We start from the raw sequence: 24,331 nt of genomic DNA on the forward strand, positions 1-24,331 counted from the left end.
GCGGCCCCCTCTCCTGTGTCGGGCGGGTTTTTTCTCCTCTCGCAGCTTTCCACCATTTTTTTTTATTTATCACATTCTCGCCCCCCGGGGGGGCGCCCCCCCCCCCCGCCCCCGATGGGGGATTCCGGTTACCCGGAATCCCCCATCGTGGGTCGTTGGCCGGCTAGGCGGGCTGCCCGGAGAATTGCGGGCAGTAGGCGTTGGTCGCCGCGAGCACCACGCCGGCCGCCTGCGGGGGAGTCAGGCTGGTGTGGCGGAAGATCTGGACGGTGACGGCGGTTGGGGTCTGGCCGGCGGCCAGGTCGGTGCACACCTGGTGGCCGGCTCGCACGGCATCCTGCGTCGACGGGAAAGAGACGCCGAGGCTTTGCATCTGGCCCAGGAACGCCTGGTCGGCGGTCTGCACGGAGCTCGCTGCGGCGGTGCCGGCCATGCCGACGGCGGCCAGCCCGATGGCGGCGGCGCCGACGGCGGTGGTGGCGATTGTCATGATGCGGCGGGAGAACATTGCTGCCACCCCTTTCAGGTGCGTTATTGAGTAGGACGATCCCAGCGTTTCGTTTGTTCCTTGGTGTCTTCTCAATAACTTCTCGATAGCGATCGCGGCCGCTTATCAATGCGGCCCTCTCGGACGCGTCCGTCAAGCCTGGGTCATCGCGTAGTACGCGCCGCGCCGGGCCAGCAGCTCGGCGTGGTTGCCCTGTTCGACGATCCGGCCGGCCTCGACCACCAAGATCCGGTTGGCGTCGCGGATCGTCGAAAGACGGTGCGCGATAATAAAACTCGTGCGGTCGCGGCGCAGCTCGCACATTGCGTGCTGGATCAACGCCTCGGTGCGGGTATCGACCGAACTGGTCGCCTCGTCGAGGATCAACAACTGCGGGCGGGCAAGGAATGCGCGTGCGATGGTGATCAGCTGCTTTTCGCCGGCGCTGATGTTGCCTCCGTCACCGCTGATTCGGGTTTGGTAGCCGGCGGGCAACGTCCGCACGAAGCGATCGACGTAAGCGGCCTTGGCGGCCTCGAGCACCTCGTCCGCACCGGCGTCGGGGCGTCCGTAGGCGATGTTCTCAGCGATCGTCCCGTCGAAGAGCCAGGTGTCCTGCAACACCATGCCGATTCGCGACCGCAGCGACCGGCGGTCCATCGTGGTGATGTCGACCCCGTCGAGCAGGATCTGGCCGGCGTCGACGTCGTAGAACCGCATCAGCAGGTTCACCAGCGTGGTCTTGCCCGCTCCGGTCGGCCCGACGATCGCCACCGTGCTGCCCGGTTCGGCCACCATGGACAGGTCTTCGATCACCGGGGTGCCCGGGCGGTAGGCGAAGCTCACGTGGGCGAACTCGACGCGTCCAGCCGGCTGCGGGCTTGCGCCGGGTGCGGGATCCGGCGATTCCTCGGGCTCGTCGAGCAGCGTGAAGACCCGTTCGGCGCTGGCCGCCCCGGACTGCAGGGTGTTGTACATCCCGGCCAGCTGGCTAAGTGGTGAGTTGAATTGCCGCACATACTGAATGAACGCCTGGATGCTGCCCAGGCTGACGTGGCCGGTCGCGACCTGCAGGCCGCCGACCACGGCGACGGCGACGTAGCCGAGGTTGCCGACGAACGTGGTCGCCGGCGCCACCAGCCCGGAGAAGAACTGCGCGCCGAAGCTGGCGTGGTAGACGTCGTCGTTGAGGGTGCGGAATTGCTCGCGCGCCGCGGCCTGGTGGCCGAACGTCGTGACCACCGTGAAACCGCTGTAGGTCTCCTCGATATGGGCGTTGAGGCGTCCGATGCTGGTCCACTGGGCGACGAACAGCCGCTGGGAACGACGCGCTATCGCCCGCGTCGCCAACAGGGACAACGGCACCGTCAGCACGGTGATCGCCACCAGCGGCGGCGAGATGGACAGCATCATCGCCAGCACCGCCACCACGGTCAGAACCGATGTCAGCAGCTGGCTGATCGTCATCGACAGCGACGATTGGATGTTGTCGATGTCGTTGGTGACGCGGCTCAGCAGTTCACCGCGCTGGCGGGCGTCGAAGTAGGACAGCGGCAGCCGGTGGATCTTGTCCTCGACATCGGAACGCAGCGCCACCATGGTGCGCTGCACGGTGACATTCAGCAGCCGGGCCTGCCCCCAAATCAGCAGCGCGGAAACGAGATAGAGGACCAGTGCCAGCGACAACGTCCGTGCGACCGCCCCGAAGTCCACGCCGTGGCCCGGCACCACATTCATCCCGGACAGCAGGTCGGCGAAGGTGTCGGCTCCTCTGCTGCGTGCGGCGGCGACGGCCTGCGCCTTGGTGATTCCGGCGGGGAGCTGGCGCCCGATCACGCCGTTGAACAGCAAATCGGTGGCGTGCCCCAGGATCCGCGGGACGATCACCCCGATGGCCGTGCCGGTGATTCCCAAGGCGATCACCGCAGCGCACAATCGCCGTTGCGGTGCAAGCCGTTTCATCAAGCGGGCGGCCGAGCCCCAGAAGTCGCGGGAACGAGTGGCGGGGGCCGGCCGGCCGGCCGCCGTGGTGGTCGCGCGGGTCACGGCGTGCCCCCGACTCGACCCGAGCGCACGGACTCGACCGACTGCGAGTCGGCGAATTCGGCGTAGGTGGTGCAATCGGTCAGCAGCGATTCGTGCGTGCCCGCGCCCACCAGGTTCCCGTTGTCGATCACCATCACCTGGTCGGCCTTCGCCGCGATCGAGATACGTTGCGTGACAACGATGACGGTGGCTTCACCGGAGATCTCCTGCAGCGAGGCGCGGACCCGCGCGTCGGTACGCGCATCGAGCGCGCCGAACGAATCGTCGAACAAATAGATGGCCGGGCGACGGATGACCGCTCGGGCGATCGCCAGTCGCTGCCGCTGCCCCCCGGAGAAGTTGATACCGCCCTGCGCAACCCGCATGCGCAGCCCGTCATCGTGGGCCCGCACGAAATCGTCGGCGGCGGCCACCCGCAACGCTTCCCACATCTGTTCGTCGGTGACCTCTTGGTGGGGGGCGGCGCCGTAGCGCAGGTTGTCCGCGACGGTCCCGGAGAACAGGTAGCCGCGCTGGGGAACAAGCCCGATCGCCGACCACAACCGTTCGGTCCGGTAATCGCGGACGTCGATGCCGTCCACCGAGACGGCGCCGCCGGTCACGTCGTAGAGCCGGCAGATCAGCGAGACCAGCGTCGACTTGCCCGAACCGGTGCTGCCGACGATGGCGGTGGTGGTTCCGGGCAGCGCGGTCAGCGAAATGTCCTGCAGCACCGGGCGATCGGCGCCGGGGTAGGTGAACGTCGCGCCCTGCAGGCGCACCGTCCCGGTGATCGCGCCGCGCGGGGACCGCGGATTCGGGGGATCGGTGACGGCGGGGCGGGTGGCCAGCACCTCGGTGATCCGTTCGGCGCAGACCGAGGCCCGTGGCAACACCACCAGCGTCATCGTCGCCATCAACACCGCCATCAGGATTTGGGTGAAGTAGGCCAGGAAGGCGGTGAGCGAACCGACCTGCATCTGGCCGCGGTCGATGCGCAACCCGCCGAACCAGATCAGCGCCACGCTGGACACGTTGATGGTCAGCGTGGTCACCGGCAGCATCAAAGCTTGCCAGTTTCCCGCGGTCAGTGCGGTATTCGACAGCGCGGCGTTGGCGCGGGCGAAGCGGTCACGCTCGAAATCCTCGCGGGCGAACGCCCGGACAACCCGCACGCCGGACAGCTGGTCACGCATCACCCGGTTGATGCCGTCGATCAGGCCCTGCATCCGGCGGTACAGGGGCAGCATGTGCGACATCACCCAGTAGTTGGCCACCGCCATGATCGGCACGCTGACCAACAGCAGCCACGTCAGCGCGGCCTCCTGGCGGATGGCCATGAAGATCCCGCCCAGGCACATGATCGGGGCGGTCACCAGCACGGTGCCCGTTATCTGGACCAAGTACTGGATCTGCCGCACGTCGTTGGTGCTGCGCGTCAACAGCGTGGGCGCCCCGAATCGAGCGGTCTCGCGCTCGGAAAAGGTGGTGACGTGTTCGAACATCGCCGCGCGCAGGTCGCGACCAAAGCCCATCCCGGTGCGCGAGCCGCAATAGACCGCCCCGATCGAGCACAACACCTGCAATCCCGTGACCCCGAGCATCACCAAGCCGAGCCGGACGATCGTGGTGGTGTCGCCCTTGGCGACGCCCTCGTCGATGATGGCGGCGTTGACCGTCGGCAGGTACAGCGACGCGAGGTTGCTGACCAGCTGCAGCGCCATCAGCACCGCCACCAGCCGTCGGTACGGCTGGATGTACTGGCGCAGCAGTGCCAGGAGCATTGGGTAACTGTCGCATACCGTCCGCCCGGCCGTCCCCGCCGACCGCCGGACGGTCCGCGTCCGCACCGCACGCGTTGGCGGCGCCGAAATACCTGCTCAGGCGCGTCGGTGGTTCACCCGCTGGGCTGCCGCTACAGTGCATCGTGTGGACCAGCAGCGGGCGGAACGGAAGCAGGGTAGCGGTGCGGCGTGACACGAGGGCGCTGGCTCTTGTGGCGTCAGCATTGACGATCCTGATCCCCGCGGCCGCGGGCTGCTCCGATTCCGGTGGCAACAAACCGGGGGCGACAGCGTCGTCGACGCCGCAGAACGGCCAGGGCAGCCACGGTGCGATGTTCCCGCAATGCGGCGGCATCAGCGACCAGACGATCGCCGAGCTCACCAAGGTCACCGGGCTGATCAACACCGCACGCAACTCCGTCGGCTGCCAGTGGCTCGCCGGCGGCGGCATCCTCGGCCCGCACTTCTCCTTCTCCTGGTATCGCGGCAGCCCGATCGGGCGCGAACGCAAGACCGAGGAGCTCTCGCGTGCCAGCGTCGACGACATCAACATCAACGGCCACGGCGGCTTCATCGCCGTCGGCAACGAGCCCAACCTGGGTGACTCGCTGTGCGAGGTGGGCATTCAGTTCCAGGACGACTTTATTGAATGGTCAATCAGTTTCAGCCAGAAGCCGTTCCCCCCGCCGTGCGACATAGCCAAAGAACTGGCTCGCCAATCGATTGCGAACTCGAAATGATGGCCCCAATGCGCGCCGGGTCGCGCGGCAGCAGGACCGCCCGCATCGCCGCGACCGTAGTGATAGCGGCGCTGCTGGTGTTGACGGGCTGTTCCCGCTCGATCGGGGGCAACGCGGTCAAGGCGGGCGGGAATGTGCCCCGCAACAACAACTCCCAGCAGCAGTATCCGAACCTGCTCAAGGAATGTGAGGTCTTGACGAGCGACATCCTGGCCAAGACCGTGGGCGCCGATCCGCTCGACATCCAGAGCACCTTCGTCGGTGCGATCTGCCGCTGGCAGGCGGCCAACCCGGCTGGACTGATCGACATCACCCGGTTCTGGTTCGAACAAGGCAGCCTGTCCAACGAGCGCAAGGTCGCAGAATTCTTGAAGTACAAGATCGAGACGCGTTCGATCGCCGGCATCGACTCGATCGTGATGCGGCCCGACGACGCGAACGGCGCGTGCGGCGTGGCCAGTGACGCCGCGGGGGTGGTCGGCTGGTGGATCAACCCGCAGGCGCCGGGCATCGACGCGTGCGGACAGGCCATCAAGTTGATGGAGCTGACGCTGGCCACCAACTCCTAGCGGGTCGCCGCCATGACTCTCAGCGCGGCACCTCGAAGTCGATCAGCGTCGCCACCCCGAGCTCCAGCTGCTTCCACGCGCACGGCACGGTGAGCACTGCGATCGCCGACGTCGGAAATTTGACCGAAATACGTTCGGCAGCAGAGGAATTCGTATCTCCGGCGCCGCCGAGTCCCAGCGCGAGGGCCGACATCGTCGGCTCATGCCCGATGACGAGCAGCGCGCTGACGCCGTCGTCCACCGTGTTGATCTCGTCGATCATCGTGCCCGGGGTGGTGGCGTAGAGCCGCTCGCTGTATCGCACCGGCGCATCGATGCGGGTGTTGCGCAGCGTCTCGCGGGTGCGCCTCGCCGTCGAGCACAGCACCGCATCGATACTGGGTGCGTTGGCGCGCAGCCAGTCGCCGGCGAGCCCGGCCTGCTTGATGCCGCGGGGCGCCAGCGGCCGATCGTGGTCGACGACGCCGGGCGGATAGTCGGACTTCGCGTGCCGCATCAACAGCAAGGTGCGCTGGTCAGTCACGAGGAATCAGATTAATCAGTGTGGTGTCAGGGCCGTTATGCCGCGTCGTCGTCTCCGTCGCGGAGCAGCTTCTCAGGGTGATGGAACGTGTTGGTGCGGGGTCGGCCTCGATCGAGGTGCGGCGGTGGGATCCATTGGGTGTCGCCGTGAGCGTTTTTGCGGGTGGTCCAGCCGCCGCGTTTCAGGAGGCGGTGGTGGGGTCCGCAGGCGAAGGTGAGGTCGTTGACGTCGGTGGTGCGGCAGGTGGCGTAGTCGGTGACATGATGGACTTCGCTGTAGTAGCCGGGCACGGTGCAGCCCGGTGCCGAGCAGCCGCGGTCATTGGCGTACAACACTATTCGTTGCCCCGGAGAGGCGAGTCGCTTGGTGTGATAGAGCGCCAGCGTCTTGCCCTTGTCGAAGATCGCCAGGTAGTGGTGTGCGTGGCGGGCCAGGCGGATCACGTCGCTCATCGGCAAGATGGTGCCGCCGCCGGTTAGGCCGCGCCCGGCGGCGGCCTCCAGCTCGGCCAGCGTCGTGGTGACAATGATCGAGGCCGGTAACCCGTTGTGCTGCCCCAACTTTCCGGAGGCCAACATGGCACGCAGGGCGGCGTTGAGTCCGTCGTGGTTGCGCTGGGCGGCCGATCGCGGGTCACGCTCGATAGCGTCCTGGCTCGGCGCGCCATCCACGCACGGCGTCTCGTCGAGGGGGTTGCACATGCCGGGCGCGGCCAGCTTGGCCAACACCGCCTCGAGGGTGGCGCGGGCTTCGGGGGTCAGCCAGCCGCGCAGCGCCGACATGCCGTCGGCCTGCTGGTTGCCCAGGGACAGGCCGCGCTGACGTGCCCGGTCCTCGTCGGTGTAGTTGCCGTCAGGGTTGAGACAATCGGCCAGGATGTCGGCCAACTTGCCGAGCTGTTCGGGCCGATACCGGGTTGCCTCCATGGCGAGTTTGGCCTCGGCCTGCTCGCGGGTGGCCGCGTCTATCCAGCCGGGTAATTGGTGGTAGAACTTGCGGATCACGGCGACCTGGCCGGGCCCCAGGGTGCCCTCGCGTTGGGCGGCCGCGGTGGCGGCCAGGGCCGGCGGCACGGGTTCGCCCGTGAGGCCATGCCGCGGGCCCAGATCCCGTGCCTCCTTGATGCGCCGGGACGCGTCGGCGCGGCTGATCAGCGTGGCCTCGGTGAGCGCATGCGTCAGGGTGCCGCCGAGCTCCTCGGACGGGGCCTGGCGGGCAAGGGAATTGATCAGGGGGTGTTCGAGGGCCGGCAACCGGCGACGCACCTTCTCGCAACGCTCCAACATCGCCAACTGCTCGCGGGTGCCCAGAGCATCGCAGTCGTACCCGACCAGATCATCGAAGGCAGCGTCGATGATGTCAAACGCCGCCGTCAAGGCCTCCCGATCTACACCCACACCCCGAAGCTAGCGCAGCCCACCGACATCTAAGGCCGGCAAAGAAACCACTGAAACGGAAGTGATACAAGATGTTTCGGTGGATAGCTCCGCTCCAGGGTCAGTGGCGACTGTCGGGCCGCCAGCCGAGCTGGAGCAGCAGCCCCAGATCGTCGCGGACGGCGCGGTGACGGACGATTCGGCCGTCTGCGACCGTAAAGATGTGCACTTGCTTGTGGTTGATTCGCGTGCCGGTGGGTGCTATCCCGTTGAACGCTCCGGTGTGTTCGCCGGTCATGATCGCCGCGACCATCACCAGCCCATCCTCTGAGACAGTCTCGTGCAGTTCGAAGCTGAGATCGGAAAACGCTTCGCGCAACCATTGACTGGTTGCGAGAAATCCCGCCGGCCCGGGGACCTGACGTTCGATGTCGTCGTCATCGGCGGCTTCCAGGTTCACGTAGTCGGCCGCGATGATTCTCTCGGCCAAGTTCGCGTCGCCGGTCTCGATGAGCCGGAAGGACTCGAGTGCAACGGCTTTCGGGTTGGTCATTGTTAAAGGCTAGGCGCCTCATCCGGTCGGGTATTGGAGGAAACGGACATCTGCGCGTCGCCCCCGGGAAGCGCGACCGGAGACATGCCTGCCAGCACCCGGCACTCATTGATCATGTGCGGCTGATCGGCGTAGTCGGCTTGGACGGCCAACTCTGCCCAACGGACTCGCGCGCCCCCAGCGTGGATCAGATCCAGCAGTCGCTGGAATCGAACGATCCGGCCAAATCGCTTGGGACCGTAGCCGACAGCGGCCACGAATCGGCGGCGGAGTTGCCGTTCGCTGAGATCCACGGCCGCCGCCAGGCGGCCAATCGGCAGATCCGGATAGCGCCGCACCATGCTGATCGCTCGTGTGATCGTGGTATCCACCGATGGTTCGGTGTCGGCGAGGTAGCCCGTCAGCACATCCTGTAGGGCGGCTACGCGCTGATGTGGAGACGTTGCGGCAAGCACCGTCTCGGCCATCACGTGGCCGCGGGCGCCGAGAATGGTATCGACGCTGGCCCGGCGGTCGGTGAGTTCGCTGACCGGCTGCCCGACGACGGCGCCGGCCGCGCCGGCGCGCAGTCGAATGCCGGCGAGCACCCACGATCCGTCCGGGTAGAAGTCGTAGAAAGTGGTGGCCGGGCCGGCGACCATCACCTCGCCTCGCGAGTTGACGAAGAGGTCCACACAGCCGTCCGGCATCACCCGAAGGAAGCCGGCCGTCGAGCTTGACCGCGCCCAGCCACATTCCACCAACGGGGCAAGCCGCCGAGCGGGGCGAAATTCCTGGTACATCGCGGTCACCAAACTACGTTCCTTGCTGCGTATCAAATCAGCCGCGGCATCCATCGTCCAGACTTGCGCAAAGACCTGCCGATCGAGGTCCCGCGTCTTGTCGGTGCGCAGACCTAAACTCTCGATGCCCAGGTAAACACGCACTTCGAAAGGGGTCCGCCGGCATGCGATTCCTGCACACCGCCGACTGGCAGTTGGGCATGACCCGGCACTTCCTCGCCGGTGACGCGCAGCCGCGCTATTCGGCGGCCCGCCGCGACGTGGTTTCCGGTCTGGGCGCGCTGGCGGCAGAAGTGGGCGCCGAGTTCGTCGTCGTCTCGGGAGATGTCTTCGAACACAATCAGCTTCCGCCAAAGGTGATCGGTCAATCCCTGGAAGCCATGCGCGCCATCGGAATTCCGGTGTACCTGCTGCCGGGCAACCACGATCCCCTGGACGCCTCGTCGGTGTACACCAGCGCGTTGTTCACCGCCGAGCGGCCCGACAACGTGGTGGTGCTCGATCGGGCCGGCGCGCACCAGGTGCGTCCCGGGCTGGAGATCGTCGCCGCGCCGTGGCGGTCGAAGGTGCCGACCACCGACCTGGTCGCCGACGTCCTCGACGACCTGCCCGCGGCGGACGGCACCCGGATCCTCGTCGCGCACGGCGGCGTCGACGTGCTGGACCCCGACCGGGACAAGCCCTCGCTGATCCGGCTCGCCGCGGTTGACGATGCGCTGGCCCGCGGCGCGGTGCACTATGTGGCGCTGGGGGATAAGCACTCGCTCACCCAGGTCGGCGGCAGTGGCCGGGTGTGGTACTCCGGCTCCCCGGAAGTCACCAACTTCGACGACGTCGAATCCGACCCCGGCCACGTCCTGATCGTCGACGTCGACGAGGCCGACCCGCGGCGCGCGGTCTCGGTGACGCCGCGGCACCTCGGCAGCTGGCGGTTCGTCACGATGCACCGGCAGGTCGACACCAGCCGCGACATCGCCGATCTGGACATGAACCTGGACCTGATGACCGAGAAGGACCGAACCGTGGTGCGCCTGGCCCTGACCGGTTCGCTGACGGTCACCGACCGCGCCGCGCTGGACGCCTGCCTCGATAAATACGCACGGCTGTTCGCATGGCTGGGCCTGTGGGAACGGCACACCGATCTGGCGGTGATCCCGGCCGACGGCGAATTCAGCGACCTGGGCATCGGAGGTTTCGCCGCCGCGGCGGTCGAAGAATTGGTGGCGACGGCGCGTGAGGAGGACTGTGCGACCGCCGTCGACGCGCAGGCGGCGCTGGCGCTACTGCTGCGCCTCACCGACCGGGGCGCGGCGTGAAACTGCACCGGTTGATCCTGACGAACTACCGCGGTATAGCGCACCGCGAAATCGACTTCCCCGACCACGGCGTCGTGGTGGTGTGCGGCGCCAACGAGATCGGCAAGTCGTCGATGATCGAAGCCCTCGATCTACTCCTGGAAGCCCGGGACCGCTCGACGAAGAAGGAAGTCAAGCAGGTCAAGCCCACCCATAGCGACGTGGGCTCCGAAGTATCCGCTGAAATCAGTTGCGGCCCTTACCGTTTCATTTATCGCAAGCGGTTTCACAAGAAGTGCGAGACCGAGCTCACCGTGGTCCGGCCGTGCCGCGAACAGCTGACCGGCGACGAGGCCCACGAACGGGTCCGGGCGATGCTGGCCGAGACGGTGGACAGCGACCTGTGGCACGCCCAGCGGGTGCTGCAGTCGGCGTCGACCGCCGCGGTGGATCTGTCCGGTTGCGACGCGCTTTCGCGGGCGCTCGATGTGGCCGCCGGTGACAGCGGGGGGTTGTGCGGCACCGAGCCCCTGCTCATCGAGCGCATAGACGCCGAATACGGCCGTTACTTCACCCCGACCGGACGGCCGACGGGCGAATGGGCCGCCGCGATCACCCGACTGGCCGACGCCGAGGCCGCGGTCGCCGAGTGTGCGGCGGCTGTCGCCGAGGTCGACGACCGGGTGGCCCGCCATGCCGTCTTGACCCAGCAGGTGGCCGACTTCTCCCAGCGCCGCATCGCCGCCGGACCACGGGTCACCGCCGCGCAGCAGGCCGCCGACAAGATCGCCGCGCTGACCGCGCAGCGGCGTGAAGCCCAGCTGGTCGCCGAGGCCGCGGCCGCCACCGCCGCCGCGGCCGGCGGCGCCCACGCCGCGCGCCGGCAGTTGCTCACCGAAATCGACACCCGCGCGGGTGCCGTCGCCGAAACGCAAACGCAGGCCCAGGAAGCCGTGGCCGCCCAGGCGGCGGCGCATGCGGAGGCCGAGGCGGCCGCCGCCGCGCTGCAACAGACCACCGAGGCCCTCGCCGAGTTGCAACGCCGGGCCGACTCCGCGCGGCGCACGGTCGAGCGGCTCGCCAATCGCGAAGAGGCCGACCGGTTGACCGCCCGACTGGCCAAGGTCGACGCCATCGAACGGGAGCGCGAACGGGTCGGTGTCGAGCTCGGCACCATCGCCGTCACCGAGGCGGTGCTGCGACGCATCGAGGACGCCGCGGCCGCCGTCGATCGCACCGGTGACCAGTTGGCGCTGACATCGGCGGCGATCGAATTCACCGCCGCCGCAGACATCCAGCTGGTCGTGGACGGGGAGCAGATCGCCCTGCCGGCCGGACAGAGCTGGTCGACCACCGCCGCCGGACCCACCGCGGTGGAGATACCCGGTGTCTTGACCGCGAGGGTCGTCCCGGGCGCGACCACGCGGGACGTCCACGCCAAACACGCTGCGGCGCAAGAGGAGATGGCAGCAGCACTGGCGGCCGGTGAGGTGAGCGACCTCGCCGCGGCACGATCCGCCGACCAGCGACGCCGCGAGCTGCACGGCACCCGCGACCAGCTCACCGCGACTCTGGCCGGCCTGTGCGGTGACGAACAGGCCGACGAGCTGCGGTCGCGGCTGGCGCAATTGCACGCCGAACAACCCGCCGACGCCGAACTCGCTCTCACCGACATCGGCGCCGCCCGCGCCGAGCTCACGGCGGTGCAGGAGGCACGCGCGGCCGCATCGACCGAATGCGAGGTGCGCCGTCAGGCCGCCACCGCCGCCTCCGCCGCGCTCGCCGAGTCGTCGACGCGGGCAACGGTTCTGCAGAACACCCTGGAAGCTCAACGCGCCGAGCTGGACGCCGCCGCCGGCCGCCTGGCCGCCGAACGCGCGTCGGCCGGCGATGACGAACTCGCGGCCGCCGCGGCCACGGCACTGGACGCGGCGCAGGCCGCGCAACAGCGGGCCACCGAGATCGCCGACGCCCTGGCGGCAGCCGCACCCGAAGCGGTCGAAACCGAATTGGCCGACGCCACAAGGGAAGCCGACTCACTCCGCGAGCGCTACGAGGAAGCCTCCCGCGCGTTGCGCGAGATCACCATCGAACTCTCGGTGTTCGGCGGTGAGGGACGCCAAGGCAAGCTCGACGCCGCGGAAACCGAACGCGAGCACGCCGCCAACGAACACAGCCAGGTGGGCGGTCGCGCCCGCGCCGCGCAACTGCTGCGCTCGGTCATGACGCGCCACCGCGACACCACCCGGCGGCGCTACGTCGAGCCCTACCGTGCGGAACTGCAGCGGCTCGGCCGCCCGGTCTTCGGACCGAGTTTCGAGGTCGACATCGATAGCGACCTGTGCATCCGCAGCCGCACGCTGAACGGCATCACGGTCCCGTACGAATCCCTATCCGGCGGCGCCAAGGAGCAACTCGGCATCCTGGCGCGGCTGGCCGGCGCGGCGCTGGTGGCCAAGGAGGACGCCGTCCCGGTCGTGGTCGACGACGCGCTCGGTTTCACCGACCCGGACCGGTTGACCAAGATGGGGGAGTTGTTCGACACCGTCGGAACCCACGGGCAGGTCATCGTCCTCACCTGTAGCCCCGACCGCTACGAGGGTGTCAAGGGCGCCCACCGCATCGATCTCAGCGCTTAGCCCGGGTGGCTGACCACGGCCGGCGTCGCTGATCACAGCGATTCATCGCCGCACCGGCGCCTTGCCTGCAGAATGGGATCATGGGGGGCCCACCCGAATGACGATGAACGCGAAGCGCAGCCGGATACAACAGAAGCTGGCGGAACTGCCCGGCGTGCGTCCGCTGCGGCGCCCGATCTCACCGCACAGCGCCGAAGAATTCGACCTGTACTACGTGCGCGCCGGCCGCAAGTCCGCCCATCCACTGGTCATCATCCCCGGCGGCCCGGGTGTTGCGTCGGTGCAGATGTACAAGGGCCTGCGGCGGCGCGCGGCGGCGGCCGGTCTCGACGTCATCATGATCGAGCATCGCGGGGTGGGGATGTCGCGCCACGACGATTCGGGTGCCGACCTGCCCCCGCAGTCGCTGACCGTGAACCAGGTGGTCGACGATGTGGCGGCGGTGCTCGACGACGTCCAAGCGGAGACGGCGATCGTCTACGGCGCCTCGTACGGCACCTACATCGCGGCCGGCGTCGGGGTGCGCCACCCGCATCGGGTACGGGGCATGGTGCTCGATTCGCCGCTGCTGTCGCGGCACGACATCGTCATCGTGCGCCGCGCGATCCGCCGGCTGCTGCTGAAGGGCGACAGTCCCGAAACCGCCTCGGTGGCACCGAAAATGCGCAAACTCGTCGATGCCGGCGTGATGGACGCGACGGCGACACAGGTCGTCGCGACGATCTACGGCTATGGCGGAAGCGACCTTCTCGAGCGTCAACTCGACCTGCTGCTCGACGGCCGAAAGCTGCTGTGGTGGACCCTCTCCCGGTTCACCACCCTGAGCAACCTACCGTTTCGGTACGAAGAAGATCTGGTGAGCCGCATCGCGTTCCGCGAACTGGACTACGCCGCCGAACCCGACGGTCTACCGCTCGATCCTGCGGTCGCCGAAAGCAGAACCCGCACGCAGCGGGTGACTTTCGAGGACGAGCCCTACGACCTGGTGGCCGAGATGCCGAAATTCGACTGGCCGACCGCGGTGGTTTCCGGGGGTCGCGACCTGATCACCCCGCCGGCCGTCGCCCAGCGCGTCGCGTCGCTGCTGCCCAACGCGGTGCTGTTGAGCCTGCCGAACATGGCGCACAGTGCGTTGGATTTCCGTGAGCCGGTCGCGCTCGCCAGCGCCGACGCGGTCCGGCGCGGCGACCTGAATGGGCTTGTCGCACAGGCGCCGGCGCTGGACACGCTCCCGCCGCGCCCGGAGGTGCGGCTGCTGTGGAAGGCGCTCGGGGCGGCGGCCGTCGCCGAGGGCGCCGTGCCGATGCCGAATCGGCTACGGCGGCGGCTCAACTCCGCGTGAACCCGATGGCGGTGTAGTCGACGTCGGCCAGACCGGCCGCGCCGAAATTGGCCAGCGTGCTGCGCACCGCGACGTCACCGGGCGACTGGGTCAGGGGAAGGCTGAATCCCTCCGCCCAGATCATCTTGTCGAGATCGTTGGCCAACGCCCGCGCCTTGGCCGGATCGAGTTCTTCCAGCGTGCCTTCGATCGCGGCGTCGATCTGCGCGCTGCCGATCTTGCCGAAATTGCTCTCACCATCGGACTTGTAGATCTGGGTCAGCGCCGACAGTGGGAAAGCATCACCGAGCCAACCGAATTGGGCCATATCGAAAGCGCCGACGTTGATGTAGTTGGTGAAGAATCCGCTGCCCGACCGGGATACGAGCTCGAGCTTGACGCCGATCTGGGCGAGACTGTGCTGGGCGATCTGGGCGAACTGCCGGCTGCCCTGCGCGTCGTAGAACAAGTCGCGGATGACCAGCTGCCGGCCGTCCTTCTCCCGGAACTGCCCGGCCCGCTTCCAGCCCAGCGCGTCAAGCTCTCGGCCGGCCGCGGCGGGATCGTAGGGCAGGACCGAGCTGTTGTCCTGGTAGCCCCGCTGCCCGGCGACGTAGATGTGATTGCCCAGTGCCACAGGGTCACTGGTGAGCCCGTACTGGACGACCTTGGCGATGGTCTGCCGATCGATCCCCTTGGCCACCGCGACGCGCAGCGCCTTGTCGGCCAGGATCGAGCCCGGGGCGCCGTTGAACGTGAAGTGCGACCAGGCCGGGGCGGGCGCGCGCCTGATCGAGATTCCCTTGGTGCGCTGCGCGATGGTCAGCTGGTCGATCGTGCCGACCCCGGTGGCGTCGATGGTGTTGTTCTGCAAGGCGGGGAGCCGCGCGGCATCGTCGAGCACCAGGTAGGTGATGCTGTCCAGGCGGGGTCGCGCGCCCCACCATTTCGGGTTGCGGCGCAACACGATCCGCTGGGTGGTTCGATCCAGCGAAGAGACGACGAACGGGCCGGCCGACGGGCCGGGCCCCTCCAGCTGGCCTTTGTTGAACGCCTCCGGGGTGGCCGTCATGCTCTTGGGCAGCAGCATTCCGTTGCCGGCGAACATGCCGCGCCATTCGGCGTAGGGCTTGGCGAAGGTCATGACGGCCTGCCGGTCGTCGACGCCGCGGGTCACCGACGCCACCCGGTCGGCGCCACTGGGCCCGGCGATTTCGAAGGCCTTGTCGGCGCCGCTCAGGGCGTGGATCTGGCTGGCGATGTCCTCCCAGGTGATCGGCGTGCCGTCGGACCACACCGCCTTGGGGTTGATGGTGTACGTAACCACTTGCGGCGCAGTGCCGGTGAGCTCGATGCTGGTGAAATAGTCGGTGTCGACCGTCGTCGAGCCGTCGGGCCCGATCACGAACGCCCGCGGCAGGGTGGCCTTCATCATCGCGGAGACGTCGACGGAGTTGCCGTCGATGTGCAAGATGTTGAAGTTCGGCGGAAAGTCGGTTAGCGCCAGTCGCAGGTCGCCGCCGTCTTGCAGGGTCGCCGGATCGTGCGGGTTGACGTCGCTCGTCGAGCCGATCTGCGCGTTGTGGCCGGTCTCCGGAATCAGCTTGACGGCCGGCGAGCAGCCTGACAGCGCGAGGGTCATCGCGAGAAACGCCGCCGCGAGCCGGGCGCCCGCACCCGCCTTTGCCCCCCGCCTAGACACGTCGGCCCGGATCCGGTTGCGGCACCGCGTTCAGCAGCCGCCGCGTGTATTCGTGCTGCGGGTCGGCGAAGACCCGGCGGCTGTCGCCCTGCTCCACGATCGTGCCGGCATACATCACGACGACGTCATGCGCGAGGTGCTTGACCACCGAAAGGTCATGCGAGACAAACAGGTAGGACAGGCCGAACCGCTCCTGCAGGTCGAGCAGCAGGTTGATGATCCCGGCCTGGATGGACACGTCGAGCGCGGACACCGGTTCGTCGAGCGCCAGGATCTTCGGTCGCAGTGCGAGCGCCCGCGCTATGCCGATGCGCTGCTTCTGCCCGCCGGAGAACTCCGCGGGGTAACGGACCGCGTCGGCGCGGCGCAGCCCCACGATCTCAAGCAGCTCGGCGACGCGCGAGTTGGTGCTGTTCTTGTCGAACCCGTTGGCGCGCAGGGGTTCTGCGAGCAGCTCGAACACCGGTAGCCGTGGGTCGAGCGAGGCGACCGGGTCTTGGAAGACCACCTGGATGTCGCGCCGCAGCGCTCGCCTGCTCGCGGCGCTCAACGCGGTGACGTCGGTGCCGAGCACCTCGATCGAACCCGATTCGGGCCCGGTGAGTTCCAAGATCTCGTGCAGGGTGGTCGACTTGCCCGAGCCGGATTCGCCGACGATGCCCAGGGTGCGGCCCTGCCGCAATTCGAAACTGACGCCGTCGACGGCGCGCACCTCACCGGCGCTGCGCCGCAACACGCCCTTGGTCAGCCGGTAGGACTTGGCCAGGTCGCGCGCCCGCACGACCACCGATGCGTCGGCCGGCTCCGCGTGACGGGCTTCGGTGCTCACGCCGTAGATGTCCGCGGCGCTTCGGCCGTCGACCTGATCGGTGCGGATGCAGGCCGCCCGGTGATCGTCGCCGACCGAGAGCAATTCCGGCTCCGCGAGCCGACATTCGTCGATGGCCAGCGGGCAGCGCGGCGCGAAGGGGCACCCGGGATCCAGGCCCGCCAGCGACGGCGGCGCACCGGGGATCGGCACCAACCGGGTGCCCTGCGCGGCGTCGAGCCGCGGGACCGAGCCCAGCAGCCCGACCGTGTAGGGCATGCGGCGATCCCGGTAAAGGTCACGCACGGAAGCGGATTCGACGACCCGCCCGGCGTACATCACCAGGGCGCGGTCGGCGAACTCGGCCACCACCCCGAGGTCGTGGGTGATGATCAGCACCCCGGCGCCGGTGATGTCGCGCGCCGTCTTGAGCACCTCGAGGATCTGCGCCTGCACCGTGACATCCAATGCGGTGGTGGGCTCATCGCAGATCAACAGGTCGGGGTCGTTGGCGATCGCGATGGCGATGACCACCCGCTGCCGCTCGCCGCCGGAGAGCTCATGCGGAAACGCGCGGGCGCGCCGCTCCGGCTGCGCGATGCCCACCAGCTCGAGCAGTTCCACGGCACGTCGGCGAGCGGCCTTCCTGCCCACCCGCGGCTGGTGGATCTCGATGGCCTCGGCGATCTGGTCGCCCACGGTGTAGACGGGCGTCAGTGCGGACATCGGATCCTGGAACACCATGCCGACCGTCTTGCCGCGAAACCGCGACATCGCGTCGTCGCCGAGGCCCAGCAGTTCGGTGTCGTGCAACCGCACGGAGCCGCGCACCCGTGCGTACTCGGGCAACAGGCCGATCGCCGCCATCGCCGAAACCGACTTCCCCGAACCGGATTCACCGACCATGGCGACGACTTCCCCCGGTTCGATGCGGTAGCTGATACCGCGCACCGCGGTCACCGGGTCGCCACCCGTCGGGAATGTGACCGCCAGGTCGGTCACCTCGAGCAGCGGGCTCATCGCCCCCCACCGCCCAGCACGGCGCTGCCGGGGTCGAGCGCATCGCGCAGGCCGTCACCGGTGAGGTTGGCGCACACCAGGATCAGCACCAGCACCCCTGCGGGAAACAGAAACACCCAGGGAAAGGTGGTCGCGGATTGGGTGCCGTTGGCGATCAACGTGCCCAGCGACACGTCGGGTGGCTGAATTCCGAAACCCAGGAAGCTCAGCCCGGTTTCGGCCAGGATGGCCGACGCGACGTTGAGCGCGGCGTCGATGATCAAGATGGACGCCACGTTGGGCACCACGTGGCCGACGATGATGCGTCGGCTGGAAACCCCCATATAGCGTGCGGCCCGGATGAATTCGCGTTCCCGCAGACTCATGGTCATGCCGCGCACCATGCGCGAGCTGACCATCCACCCGAACCCGGCCAGCAGCAGGACCAGCATCAAGACATTGGCCGAGTTCTTGATGCGCGGCGTCACGATGGCGATGAGGATGAAGCTGGGCACCACCAACAACAGGTCGACCACCCACATGAGCGCGCGGTCGCGCCAGCCACCGAAGTAGCCCGCGACCGACCCGACGGTGGCGGCGATGCCGGTGGAGATGACCGCGACGCAGACGCCGATGAGCATCGACTTCTGCATCCCACGCAGGATCTGCGCCAGCAGATCTTGGCCCAGCGCGTTGGTGCCCAACCAGTGGCGCGCGTTCGGCGGCTGCAACAGCGCGGTGAAATCGAGGTCGTCGTAGGAATACGGCAGCACGGCGGGCAGCGCGTAGCAGCCGACGAACAACAGCACCAACAACGTCAGCGACGCCACGGCGAATCTGTTGCGGGCGAACCGCCGCAGCACCAGGGTGCGGCGCGAGGTGAAGTCCGCGACCTCGTGCCCCGAAAACCCATGGGCGCCATCGATGTTCGCCTGGGCCGTCATGACACCCGCACCCGGGGATCGAGGGCCGCGTAGAACACGTCGGACAGCAGGCCGGCCAGCAGCACCACCGCGCCGGAGAACAAAGTGATCGCCGCGATGATGTTGGTGTCCTGAGTCGCGATGCCCTGCACCAGCCATTCACCCATGCCGTGCCAGCCGAAGATCTTCTCCACGAACACCGCCCCGGTCACCAGGCCGGCCACCCCGTAGGCGAAAAGGGTGGCCAGCGGGATCAGCGCGGTGCGCAGCCCGTGCTTGACCAGCGCCCGCCGCCGGGTGAGTCCTTTGGCGCGCGCGGTGCGAATGAAGTCCTGGCCCAGGACGTCCAGCATCGCGTTGCGCTGATAACGGCTGTATCCCGCCGCGGCGGCCAGCGCCAGGGTCAGCGACGGCAGGACCAGATGCCGCAGCCGGTCGAGCAGGTGCGCGCCGGCCCCGCCCGTCACGCCCGGTGAGGTCTCCCCGGTGTAGTCGAAGATGTGGATGCCCACGGCCCAATTCACCCGCAGCGCAGCGAGGATCAACAGGCTGGCGATCACGAATGTCGGGGTGCTGAGCACCAGCAGCGCCACCAGGGTGACCACCCGATCGCTGAGTCGGTACTGACGAATGGCTCCCCACGCCCCGGCCGCGATGCCGAGCACGGTGCCCACCAGCGACCCGATGATCAGCAGGCGCAGCGTCACTCCGACGCGGCGCCACAGCGTCGTCCCGACGGGCTGCCCGGTGACGGTCTTGCCGAAGTCGCCGCGGGCGGCGTGCGAAGCCCAATGCGCGTAGCGGATCGGTATCGGCTCATCCAGGCCGAGCGTGTGGGCCTTGGCGTCGATCACGGCCTGTGGCGGGCGCGGGCTGCGCTGCAGCAGGCTGTCCAGTGGCTTGAAGGCCACCGACGTCAGGCAAAACGTCAAAAACGATGCCAGCGCCAGCAGCACAACGTAGTTGAGCAACCGGCGTGCCAGAAACCGAGTCATGCCGGTCCGCACACCCCACGTCGCATTGGGACAGGCTATCGAGCCGCCGGCACAGCGTCGCGCGTTGCGGTCGTCCGGCGCGTTCGGTCTGCTTGCGATCCGGTTGATTCTCAACCGTGAATCGCGTGTGATCGGTTGTTAGGATCCACCGCGGTACCGCGCCGCGCAGCAAACGCAGCACGGTCAGGCCGCGACACTCCCAAGGAGGCTTGCGTGACGGTTACCGACGAATACCTGGCCAACAACGCCGCATACGCGAGCACCTTCGAGGGCCCGCTGCCGATGCCGCCGGGCAAACATGTCGCGGTCGTCGCATGCATGGACGCCCGGCTCGACGTCTACCGCATCCTCGGGCTCAACGAGGGGGAGGCCCACGTCATCCGCAACGCCGGCGGAGTCATCACCGACGACGTCGTCCGGTCGCTGGCGATCAGCCAGCGATTGTTGGGGACGCGGGAGATCATCCTGATTCACCACACCGATTGCGGCATGCTCACCTTCACCGACGACGACTTCAAGCGCGGCATCCAAGAGGAGACCGGCGTCAAACCGCCGTGGGCGGCGGAGGCTTTCACCGATCTGGCCGAGGACGTCCGGCAATCGCTGCGCCGCATCGAAAACAGCCCGTTCGTCACCAAGCACGTCTCGGTGCGCGGGTTCGTGTTCGACGTGGCCACCGGCAAGCTGAACGAGGTCACGCTCTAGCCGGAGCGTCTTTCGCCGAGCGTGCAGTCACGGCGAAAAATTGGCCGCCGGAATCTCGCCCTGAGTGCACGTTCGACGACGCGGCGGCCTCAAGGCCTCTGTCCGCGACCTCAACCCACCTTGTAGGTCGCCAGAGCCTTGGCGACCAGCGTGCCCTGGGCGTCGACGATCTCGGCCTCGCAGTTGACCAGCGAGCGGCCGCGCCGCAGCACCCGCCCCACGCCGATCACGTCGGTGGCCCGGGCCGGGGCCATGAAGTCCAGCGTGAGGGACACCGTCACGCCCCGCAGCTCGGGCGGCGCTTGCGCGCCGCACCACGCCGCCGCCATCACCGTGAGATCGGCGAGCGTGGCGATGGCGCCGCCGTGGACCATGTCGCCGATGGTCACGTTGGACGGGTCCCAGGGCAGCCGCAGTCGCACCTCGTCCTCTTCGAGGCGATCGGCGACGATGCCCAGCTTGACGACGAACGGGGACTGGGGGAGGAACTGCGCGATGACGTCGCGACCGCTCGGCGCGGATGGTCCGGCGGTTTCAGGGGTGGCAGTCATTCGTCCATGTTTTCGCACCCTCGCCGAGGTGCAAAAGTGCCGCCGCGACTGTTGACGTGATTTGCCTGGTGACCCGCGTGCGGGCCAGGCCGGCCGTGCGGCCGCAGGTCGTGCGGTTGACAGCGCCGGGCCGGGCTGGTGTTATTTATCGTTAAGATGCCAAATATGGTCAGTTCTGCCAGGTTTTAATCGAAGGAAGCCATGACCACTGATGCGACGGTGGCCCCCGCCGCCGGACAGTACGAGTTGAGTCATCTGCGCTCGCTGGAGGCAGAGGCGATCCACATCATTCGTGAGGTGGCCGCGGAGTTCGAGCGGCCGGTGCTGCTGTTCTCCGGCGGCAAGGACTCCATCGTCATGCTGCACCTGGCGCTGCGGGCGTTCCGTCCCGGGCGTCTGCCGTTCCCGGTGATGCACGTCGACACCGGGCACAACTTCGACGAGGTGATCGCGACCCGCGACGAGTTGGTGGCCGAGCACGGGGTGCGCCTGGTAATCGCCTCGGTGCAGGAGGACATCGACGCCGGCCGGGTCGTCGAGCCGCGCCAGGGACGCAACCCGATCCAGACCGTCACGCTGCTGCGTGCCATCCGGGAGAACAAGTTCGACGCCGCGTTCGGGGGAGCGCGTCGCGACGAGGAGAAGGCGCGCGCCAAGGAACGGGTGTTCAGCTTCCGCGACGAGTTCGGCCAGTGGGATCCCAAGGCGCAGCGGCCCGAGCTGTGGAACCTCTACAACGGCCGGCATCACAAGGGCGAGCACATTCGGGTGTTCCCGCTGTCCAACTGGACCGAGTTCGACATCTGGTCGTACATCGGCGCCGAGAACATCGCGCTGCCGTCGATCTATTACGCCCACCAGCGCAAGGTGTTTCGCCGCGACGGCATGCTGCTGGCGGTCGACAAGAACATGCACCCGCGCGATGACGAGCCCGTGTTCGAGGCGACCGTGCGGTTCCGCACCGTAGGCGACGTCACGTGCACCGGCTGTGTGGAATCGCAGGCCGCCACCGTGGACGAGGTCATCGCCGAGACCGCGGTGTCGCGGCTGACCGAACGCGGGGCGACCCGTGCTGACGACCGGATCTCCGAGGCCGGCATGGAAGACCGCAAACGGCAGGGGTACTTCTGATGACGACGCTATTGCGCTTGGCGACCGCGGGTTCCGTCGACGACGGCAAGTCCACCCTGATCGGTCGGCTGCTCTATGACTCCAAGGCCGTGATGGAAGACCAGTGGGCGGCGGTGGAACAGACCTCCAAGGACCGCGGACACGACTACACCGACCTGGCCCTGGTGACCGACGGCCTGCGGGCCGAGCGCGAACAGGGCATCACGATCGACGTCGCCTACCGCTACTTCGCCACTCCCAAGCGGAAATTCATCATCGCCGACACCCCCGGCCACATCCAGTACACCCGCAACATGGTGACCGGCGCGTCGACCGCCCAACTGGTGATCGTGCTGGTCGACGCGCGGCACGGCTTGCTCGAGCAGTCCCGACGGCACGCCTTCCTGGCGTCCCTGCTGGGCATCCAGCACATCGTGCTCGCGGTCAACAAGATGGACCTGATCGGTTGGGACAGAGAGAAATTCGAGGCGATCCGGGACGAATTCCACGCCTTCGCGGCGCGCCTGGACGTGCACGACGTGGCCACCATCCCGCTCTCGGCCCTGCACGGCGACAACGTGGTGACCAAGTCGGACCAGACGCCGTGGTATGAGGGCCCGGCGTTGCTGTCGCACCTCGAGGAGGTGTACATCGCGGGCGACCGCAACATGGTCGACGTGCGGTTCCCGGTCCAGTACGTCATCCGCCCGCATACCCGCGAGCACCAGGACCACCGCAGCTACGCGGGCACCGTCGCCAGCGGGGTCATGCGTCCCGGCGACGAGGTGGTGGTGCTGCCCGTCGGCAAGCAAACCCGGATCACCGCGATCGATGGGCCGAATGGTCCGGTGCAAGAAGCGTTCTCGCCGATGGCCGTATCGTTGACCCTGGCCGACGAGATCGACATCTCGCGCGGCGACTTGATCGCCCGCACCCACAACCAGCCCCGGGTCGCGCAGGAGTTCGACGCGACCGTGTGCTGGATGGCCGACAACGCGGCCCTCGAACCGGGCCGCGACTACGTCATCAAGCACACCACCCGCACCACGCATGCCAAGGTGACCGCGCTTGACTATCGGCTCGACGTCAACACGCTGCATCGCGACAAGACGGCAACGGCGTTGAAGCTCAACGAACTCGGCCGCATCTCGCTGCGCACCCAGGTGCCGCTGCTGCTCGACGAGTACACGCGCAACGCCAGTACCGGTTCGTTCATCCTCATCGACCCGCACACCAACGGAACCGTGGCGGCCGGCATGGTGCTGCGCGACGCGTCGGCGCAGGCCGCCAGCCCGAACACCGTGCGGCACAAGTCATCCGCCATCGCCGAGGCCCGGCCTCGCGGCAGGACGGTGTGGTTCACCGGTTTGTCCGGTTCCGGCAAGTCGTCGGTGGCCATGCTGGTCGAGCAGAAGCTGCTCCAAAGGGGAACGCCGGCATACGTTCTCGACGGTGACAATCTGAGGCATGGCCTGAACGCCGACCTGGGCTTCTCCATGGCCGACCGAGCCGAAAACCTGCGCAGGCTGGCGCATGTGGCGGCGCTGCTCGCCGACTGCGGCAACGTCGTGCTGGTGCCGGCGATCAGCCCGCTGGCCGAGCAACGCGAACTGGCCCGCAACGTGCACGCCGAGGCCGGCTTCGATTTCATCGAGGTGTTCTGTGACACCCCGATCGAGGAATGCGAAAAGCGTGATCCCAAGGGCCTGTACGCCAAGGCCCGCGCGGGTGAGATCAGCCAGTTCACCGGCATCGACAGCCCGTATCAGGCGCCCGTGAACCCGGATCTGCGACTCACCCCGGACGGCACCGTCGAGGAGCAGGCGCAGCGCATCATCGACCTGCTCCGATCACGCGGGTAGCCGCCCGATCAGCCAGGCTGCGCCGAAATTGTGTCATCGGGTGGCACAATCCTGTGAGTGCGCATGTCGGCGAAGGCGGAGTATGCCGTGCGGGCGATGATTCAGCTCGCCACGGTGCCCGACGGAACGCTGGTGAAGACCGACGATTTGGCGCAGGCCCAGGGCATTCCGCCGCAATTTCTCGTCGACATCCTGACCAACCTGCGCACCGACCGGTTGGTGCGAAGCCACCGCGGGCGCGAGGGCGGCTATGAATTGGCCCGGTCCGGAAAAGACATCAGCATCGCGGACGTGTTGCGCTGTATCGACGGCCCGCTGGCCAGCGTCCGTGACATCGGGCTCGGCGATTTGCCGTATTCGGGGCCCACGGCCGCGCTCACCGACGTCTGGCGCGCGCTGCGGGCCAGCATGCGGTCGGTGCTGGAAGAGACGACGCTGGCCGACGTCGCCACCGGCGACCTGCCCAAGCATGTCGCACAGCTGGCCGACGACTATCGCAAACAGGAAAGCCAGCGACACGGCACCGCGCGCACCGGCGACTAGGGCAGCGCGGAATCCACGTCAAGAAATCCTGACCCTGCG

At 67.9% G+C, this 24,331-nt stretch carries 19 protein-coding genes and 1 pseudogene; 9 read left to right on the forward strand and 11 right to left on the reverse strand.

The annotated features are described in order from the left end of the window. Window positions 1-163: 163 nt before the first annotated feature. The 3 genes from ACYQ8K_RS21800 to ACYQ8K_RS21810 all read right to left on the reverse strand — a co-directional run bounded on the left by ACYQ8K_RS21800 (window position 164) and on the right by ACYQ8K_RS21810 (window position 4,296). Window positions 164-508 carry a DUF732 domain-containing protein gene (locus tag ACYQ8K_RS21800; protein WP_459972289.1) on the reverse strand — a complete coding sequence of 115 codons (345 nt, stop codon included), beginning with the start codon at window positions 506-508 and terminating at the stop codon, window positions 164-166. A 132-nt stretch (window positions 509-640) separates the two neighbouring features. Then, window positions 641-2,533, reverse strand: coding sequence for an ABC transporter ATP-binding protein (locus ACYQ8K_RS21805; protein ID WP_459972291.1), 1,893 nt, complete (start codon window positions 2,531-2,533; stop codon window positions 641-643). Beyond that, a complete protein-coding gene (locus tag ACYQ8K_RS21810) occupies window positions 2,530-4,296 on the reverse strand; it encodes an ABC transporter ATP-binding protein (protein ID WP_459972293.1) in 1,767 nt (588 codons plus the stop codon). The genes ACYQ8K_RS21805 and ACYQ8K_RS21810 overlap by 4 nt, the downstream gene beginning before the upstream one ends. Window positions 4,297-4,478: 182 nt before the next feature. On the opposite strand from ACYQ8K_RS21810, the gene ACYQ8K_RS21815 reads away from it, so the two are divergent. Both ACYQ8K_RS21815 and ACYQ8K_RS21820 read left to right on the forward strand, forming a co-directional pair. Beyond that, window positions 4,479-5,036 (forward strand): DUF3558 domain-containing protein, encoded by a 558-nt coding sequence (locus ACYQ8K_RS21815; protein ID WP_459972295.1) that lies wholly within the window; start codon window positions 4,479-4,481, stop codon window positions 5,034-5,036. An 8-nt stretch (window positions 5,037-5,044) separates the two neighbouring features. Continuing rightward, window positions 5,045-5,605: a DUF3558 domain-containing protein gene (locus ACYQ8K_RS21820; protein WP_459972297.1), complete on the forward strand. Its 561-nt coding sequence runs from the start codon at window positions 5,045-5,047 to the stop codon at window positions 5,603-5,605. 19 nt (window positions 5,606-5,624) lie between these two features. Here ACYQ8K_RS21820 and ACYQ8K_RS21825 read toward each other — a convergent pair whose 3' ends face one another. The 4 genes from ACYQ8K_RS21825 to ACYQ8K_RS21840 all read right to left on the reverse strand — a co-directional run bounded on the left by ACYQ8K_RS21825 (window position 5,625) and on the right by ACYQ8K_RS21840 (window position 8,893). Then, on the reverse strand, window positions 5,625-6,128 hold the full coding sequence (locus tag ACYQ8K_RS21825; protein WP_459972299.1) for a SixA phosphatase family protein: 504 nt from the start codon (window positions 6,126-6,128) through the stop codon (window positions 5,625-5,627). A 35-nt stretch (window positions 6,129-6,163) separates the two neighbouring features. Further along, window positions 6,164-7,525: an HNH endonuclease signature motif containing protein gene (locus ACYQ8K_RS21830; protein ID WP_459972300.1), complete on the reverse strand. Its 1,362-nt coding sequence runs from the start codon at window positions 7,523-7,525 to the stop codon at window positions 6,164-6,166. A 100-nt stretch (window positions 7,526-7,625) separates the two neighbouring features. Beyond that, window positions 7,626-8,057 carry an ester cyclase gene (locus tag ACYQ8K_RS21835; protein ID WP_459972302.1) on the reverse strand — a complete coding sequence of 144 codons (432 nt, stop codon included), beginning with the start codon at window positions 8,055-8,057 and terminating at the stop codon, window positions 7,626-7,628. A gap of 2 nt (window positions 8,058-8,059) precedes the next feature. Next, window positions 8,060-8,893 (reverse strand): AraC family transcriptional regulator, encoded by an 834-nt coding sequence (locus tag ACYQ8K_RS21840; protein WP_459972337.1) that lies wholly within the window; start codon window positions 8,891-8,893, stop codon window positions 8,060-8,062. A gap of 110 nt (window positions 8,894-9,003) precedes the next feature. On the opposite strand from ACYQ8K_RS21840, the gene ACYQ8K_RS21845 reads away from it, so the two are divergent. The 3 genes from ACYQ8K_RS21845 (at window position 9,004) to ACYQ8K_RS21855 (ending at window position 14,115) form a co-directional block, all read left to right on the forward strand. Further along, window positions 9,004-10,155 (forward strand): metallophosphoesterase family protein, encoded by a 1,152-nt coding sequence (locus ACYQ8K_RS21845; protein ID WP_459972304.1) that lies wholly within the window; start codon window positions 9,004-9,006, stop codon window positions 10,153-10,155. Continuing rightward, window positions 10,152-12,773 carry an AAA family ATPase gene (locus tag ACYQ8K_RS21850; RefSeq protein ID WP_459972305.1) on the forward strand — a complete coding sequence of 874 codons (2,622 nt, stop codon included), beginning with the start codon at window positions 10,152-10,154 and terminating at the stop codon, window positions 12,771-12,773. Before ACYQ8K_RS21845 ends, ACYQ8K_RS21850 begins: the two co-directional genes overlap by 4 nt. Before the next feature lie 97 nt (window positions 12,774-12,870). Beyond that, window positions 12,871-14,115 (forward strand): alpha/beta hydrolase, encoded by a 1,245-nt coding sequence (locus ACYQ8K_RS21855; RefSeq protein WP_459972307.1) that lies wholly within the window; start codon window positions 12,871-12,873, stop codon window positions 14,113-14,115. Here the strand turns inward: ACYQ8K_RS21855 and ACYQ8K_RS21860 are convergent. From ACYQ8K_RS21860 to ACYQ8K_RS21870, 3 genes and pseudogenes are all read right to left on the reverse strand, one after another. After that, window positions 14,102-17,624, reverse strand: a pseudogene (locus tag ACYQ8K_RS21860) (dipeptide ABC transporter ATP-binding protein). The gene ACYQ8K_RS21855 and the pseudogene ACYQ8K_RS21860 overlap by 14 nt on opposite strands. Continuing rightward, window positions 17,621-18,547, reverse strand: coding sequence for an ABC transporter permease (locus ACYQ8K_RS21865; protein ID WP_459972309.1), 927 nt, complete (start codon window positions 18,545-18,547; stop codon window positions 17,621-17,623). The pseudogene ACYQ8K_RS21860 and the gene ACYQ8K_RS21865 overlap by 4 nt, the downstream one beginning before the upstream one ends. Beyond that, complete coding sequence (locus ACYQ8K_RS21870; RefSeq protein ID WP_459972311.1) at window positions 18,544-19,521, reverse strand: ABC transporter permease; 978 nt, start codon at window positions 19,519-19,521, stop codon at window positions 18,544-18,546. Before ACYQ8K_RS21870 ends, ACYQ8K_RS21865 begins: the two co-directional genes overlap by 4 nt. A 213-nt stretch (window positions 19,522-19,734) precedes the next feature. Between ACYQ8K_RS21870 and ACYQ8K_RS21875 the strand changes: the two genes are divergently transcribed. Next, on the forward strand, window positions 19,735-20,226 hold the full coding sequence (locus ACYQ8K_RS21875; protein WP_459972313.1) for a beta-class carbonic anhydrase: 492 nt from the start codon (window positions 19,735-19,737) through the stop codon (window positions 20,224-20,226). A gap of 110 nt (window positions 20,227-20,336) precedes the next feature. Here the strand turns inward: ACYQ8K_RS21875 and ACYQ8K_RS21880 are convergent, their stop codons facing one another. Next, window positions 20,337-20,777 carry a PaaI family thioesterase gene (locus ACYQ8K_RS21880; RefSeq protein ID WP_459972315.1) on the reverse strand — a complete coding sequence of 147 codons (441 nt, stop codon included), beginning with the start codon at window positions 20,775-20,777 and terminating at the stop codon, window positions 20,337-20,339. Window positions 20,778-20,978: 201 nt separating this feature from the next. Here ACYQ8K_RS21880 and cysD point away from each other — a divergent pair, with 201 nt between their 5' ends. From cysD to ACYQ8K_RS21895, 3 genes are read left to right on the forward strand one after another with little or no spacing between them, the layout of a single operon-like run. Then, window positions 20,979-21,908 (forward strand): sulfate adenylyltransferase subunit CysD, encoded by a 930-nt coding sequence (cysD, locus tag ACYQ8K_RS21885; RefSeq protein WP_459972317.1) that lies wholly within the window; start codon window positions 20,979-20,981, stop codon window positions 21,906-21,908. Then, a complete protein-coding gene (cysC, locus tag ACYQ8K_RS21890) occupies window positions 21,908-23,749 on the forward strand; it encodes an adenylyl-sulfate kinase (RefSeq protein WP_459972319.1) in 1,842 nt (613 codons plus the stop codon). Before cysD ends, cysC begins: the two co-directional genes overlap by 1 nt. Window positions 23,750-23,806: 57 nt before the next feature. Then, window positions 23,807-24,292 carry an Rrf2 family transcriptional regulator gene (locus ACYQ8K_RS21895; RefSeq protein WP_459972321.1) on the forward strand — a complete coding sequence of 162 codons (486 nt, stop codon included), beginning with the start codon at window positions 23,807-23,809 and terminating at the stop codon, window positions 24,290-24,292. Window positions 24,293-24,331: the final 39 nt, after the last annotated feature.

This window comes from Mycobacterium sp. MUNTM1, assembly GCF_054660795.1.

Bases quoted from the DNA above. Each gene is read 5' to 3' on its own strand.
- ACYQ8K_RS21800 (WP_459972289.1), bottom strand. From the start codon at position 508: ATGTTCTCCCGCCGCATCATGACAATCGCCACCACCGCCGTCGGCGCC.
- ACYQ8K_RS21810 (WP_459972293.1), bottom strand. From the start codon at position 4,296: ATGCTCCTGGCACTGCTGCGCCAGTACATCCAGCCGTACCGACGGCTG.
- ACYQ8K_RS21820 (WP_459972297.1), top strand. From the start codon at position 5,045: ATGCGCGCCGGGTCGCGCGGCAGCAGGACCGCCCGCATCGCCGCGACC.
- ACYQ8K_RS21835 (WP_459972302.1), bottom strand. From the start codon at position 8,057: ATGACCAACCCGAAAGCCGTTGCACTCGAGTCCTTCCGGCTCATCGAG.
- ACYQ8K_RS21840 (WP_459972337.1), bottom strand. From the start codon at position 8,893: ATGGATGCCGCGGCTGATTTGATACGCAGCAAGGAACGTAGTTTGGTG.
- ACYQ8K_RS21845 (WP_459972304.1), top strand. From the start codon at position 9,004: ATGCGATTCCTGCACACCGCCGACTGGCAGTTGGGCATGACCCGGCAC.
- ACYQ8K_RS21855 (WP_459972307.1), top strand. From the start codon at position 12,871: ATGACGATGAACGCGAAGCGCAGCCGGATACAACAGAAGCTGGCGGAA.
- ACYQ8K_RS21865 (WP_459972309.1), bottom strand. From the start codon at position 18,547: ATGACGGCCCAGGCGAACATCGATGGCGCCCATGGGTTTTCGGGGCAC.
- ACYQ8K_RS21870 (WP_459972311.1), bottom strand. From the start codon at position 19,521: ATGACTCGGTTTCTGGCACGCCGGTTGCTCAACTACGTTGTGCTGCTG.
- ACYQ8K_RS21880 (WP_459972315.1), bottom strand. From the start codon at position 20,777: ATGACTGCCACCCCTGAAACCGCCGGACCATCCGCGCCGAGCGGTCGC.
- cysD (WP_459972317.1), top strand. From the start codon at position 20,979: ATGACCACTGATGCGACGGTGGCCCCCGCCGCCGGACAGTACGAGTTG.
- cysC (WP_459972319.1), top strand. From the start codon at position 21,908: ATGACGACGCTATTGCGCTTGGCGACCGCGGGTTCCGTCGACGACGGC.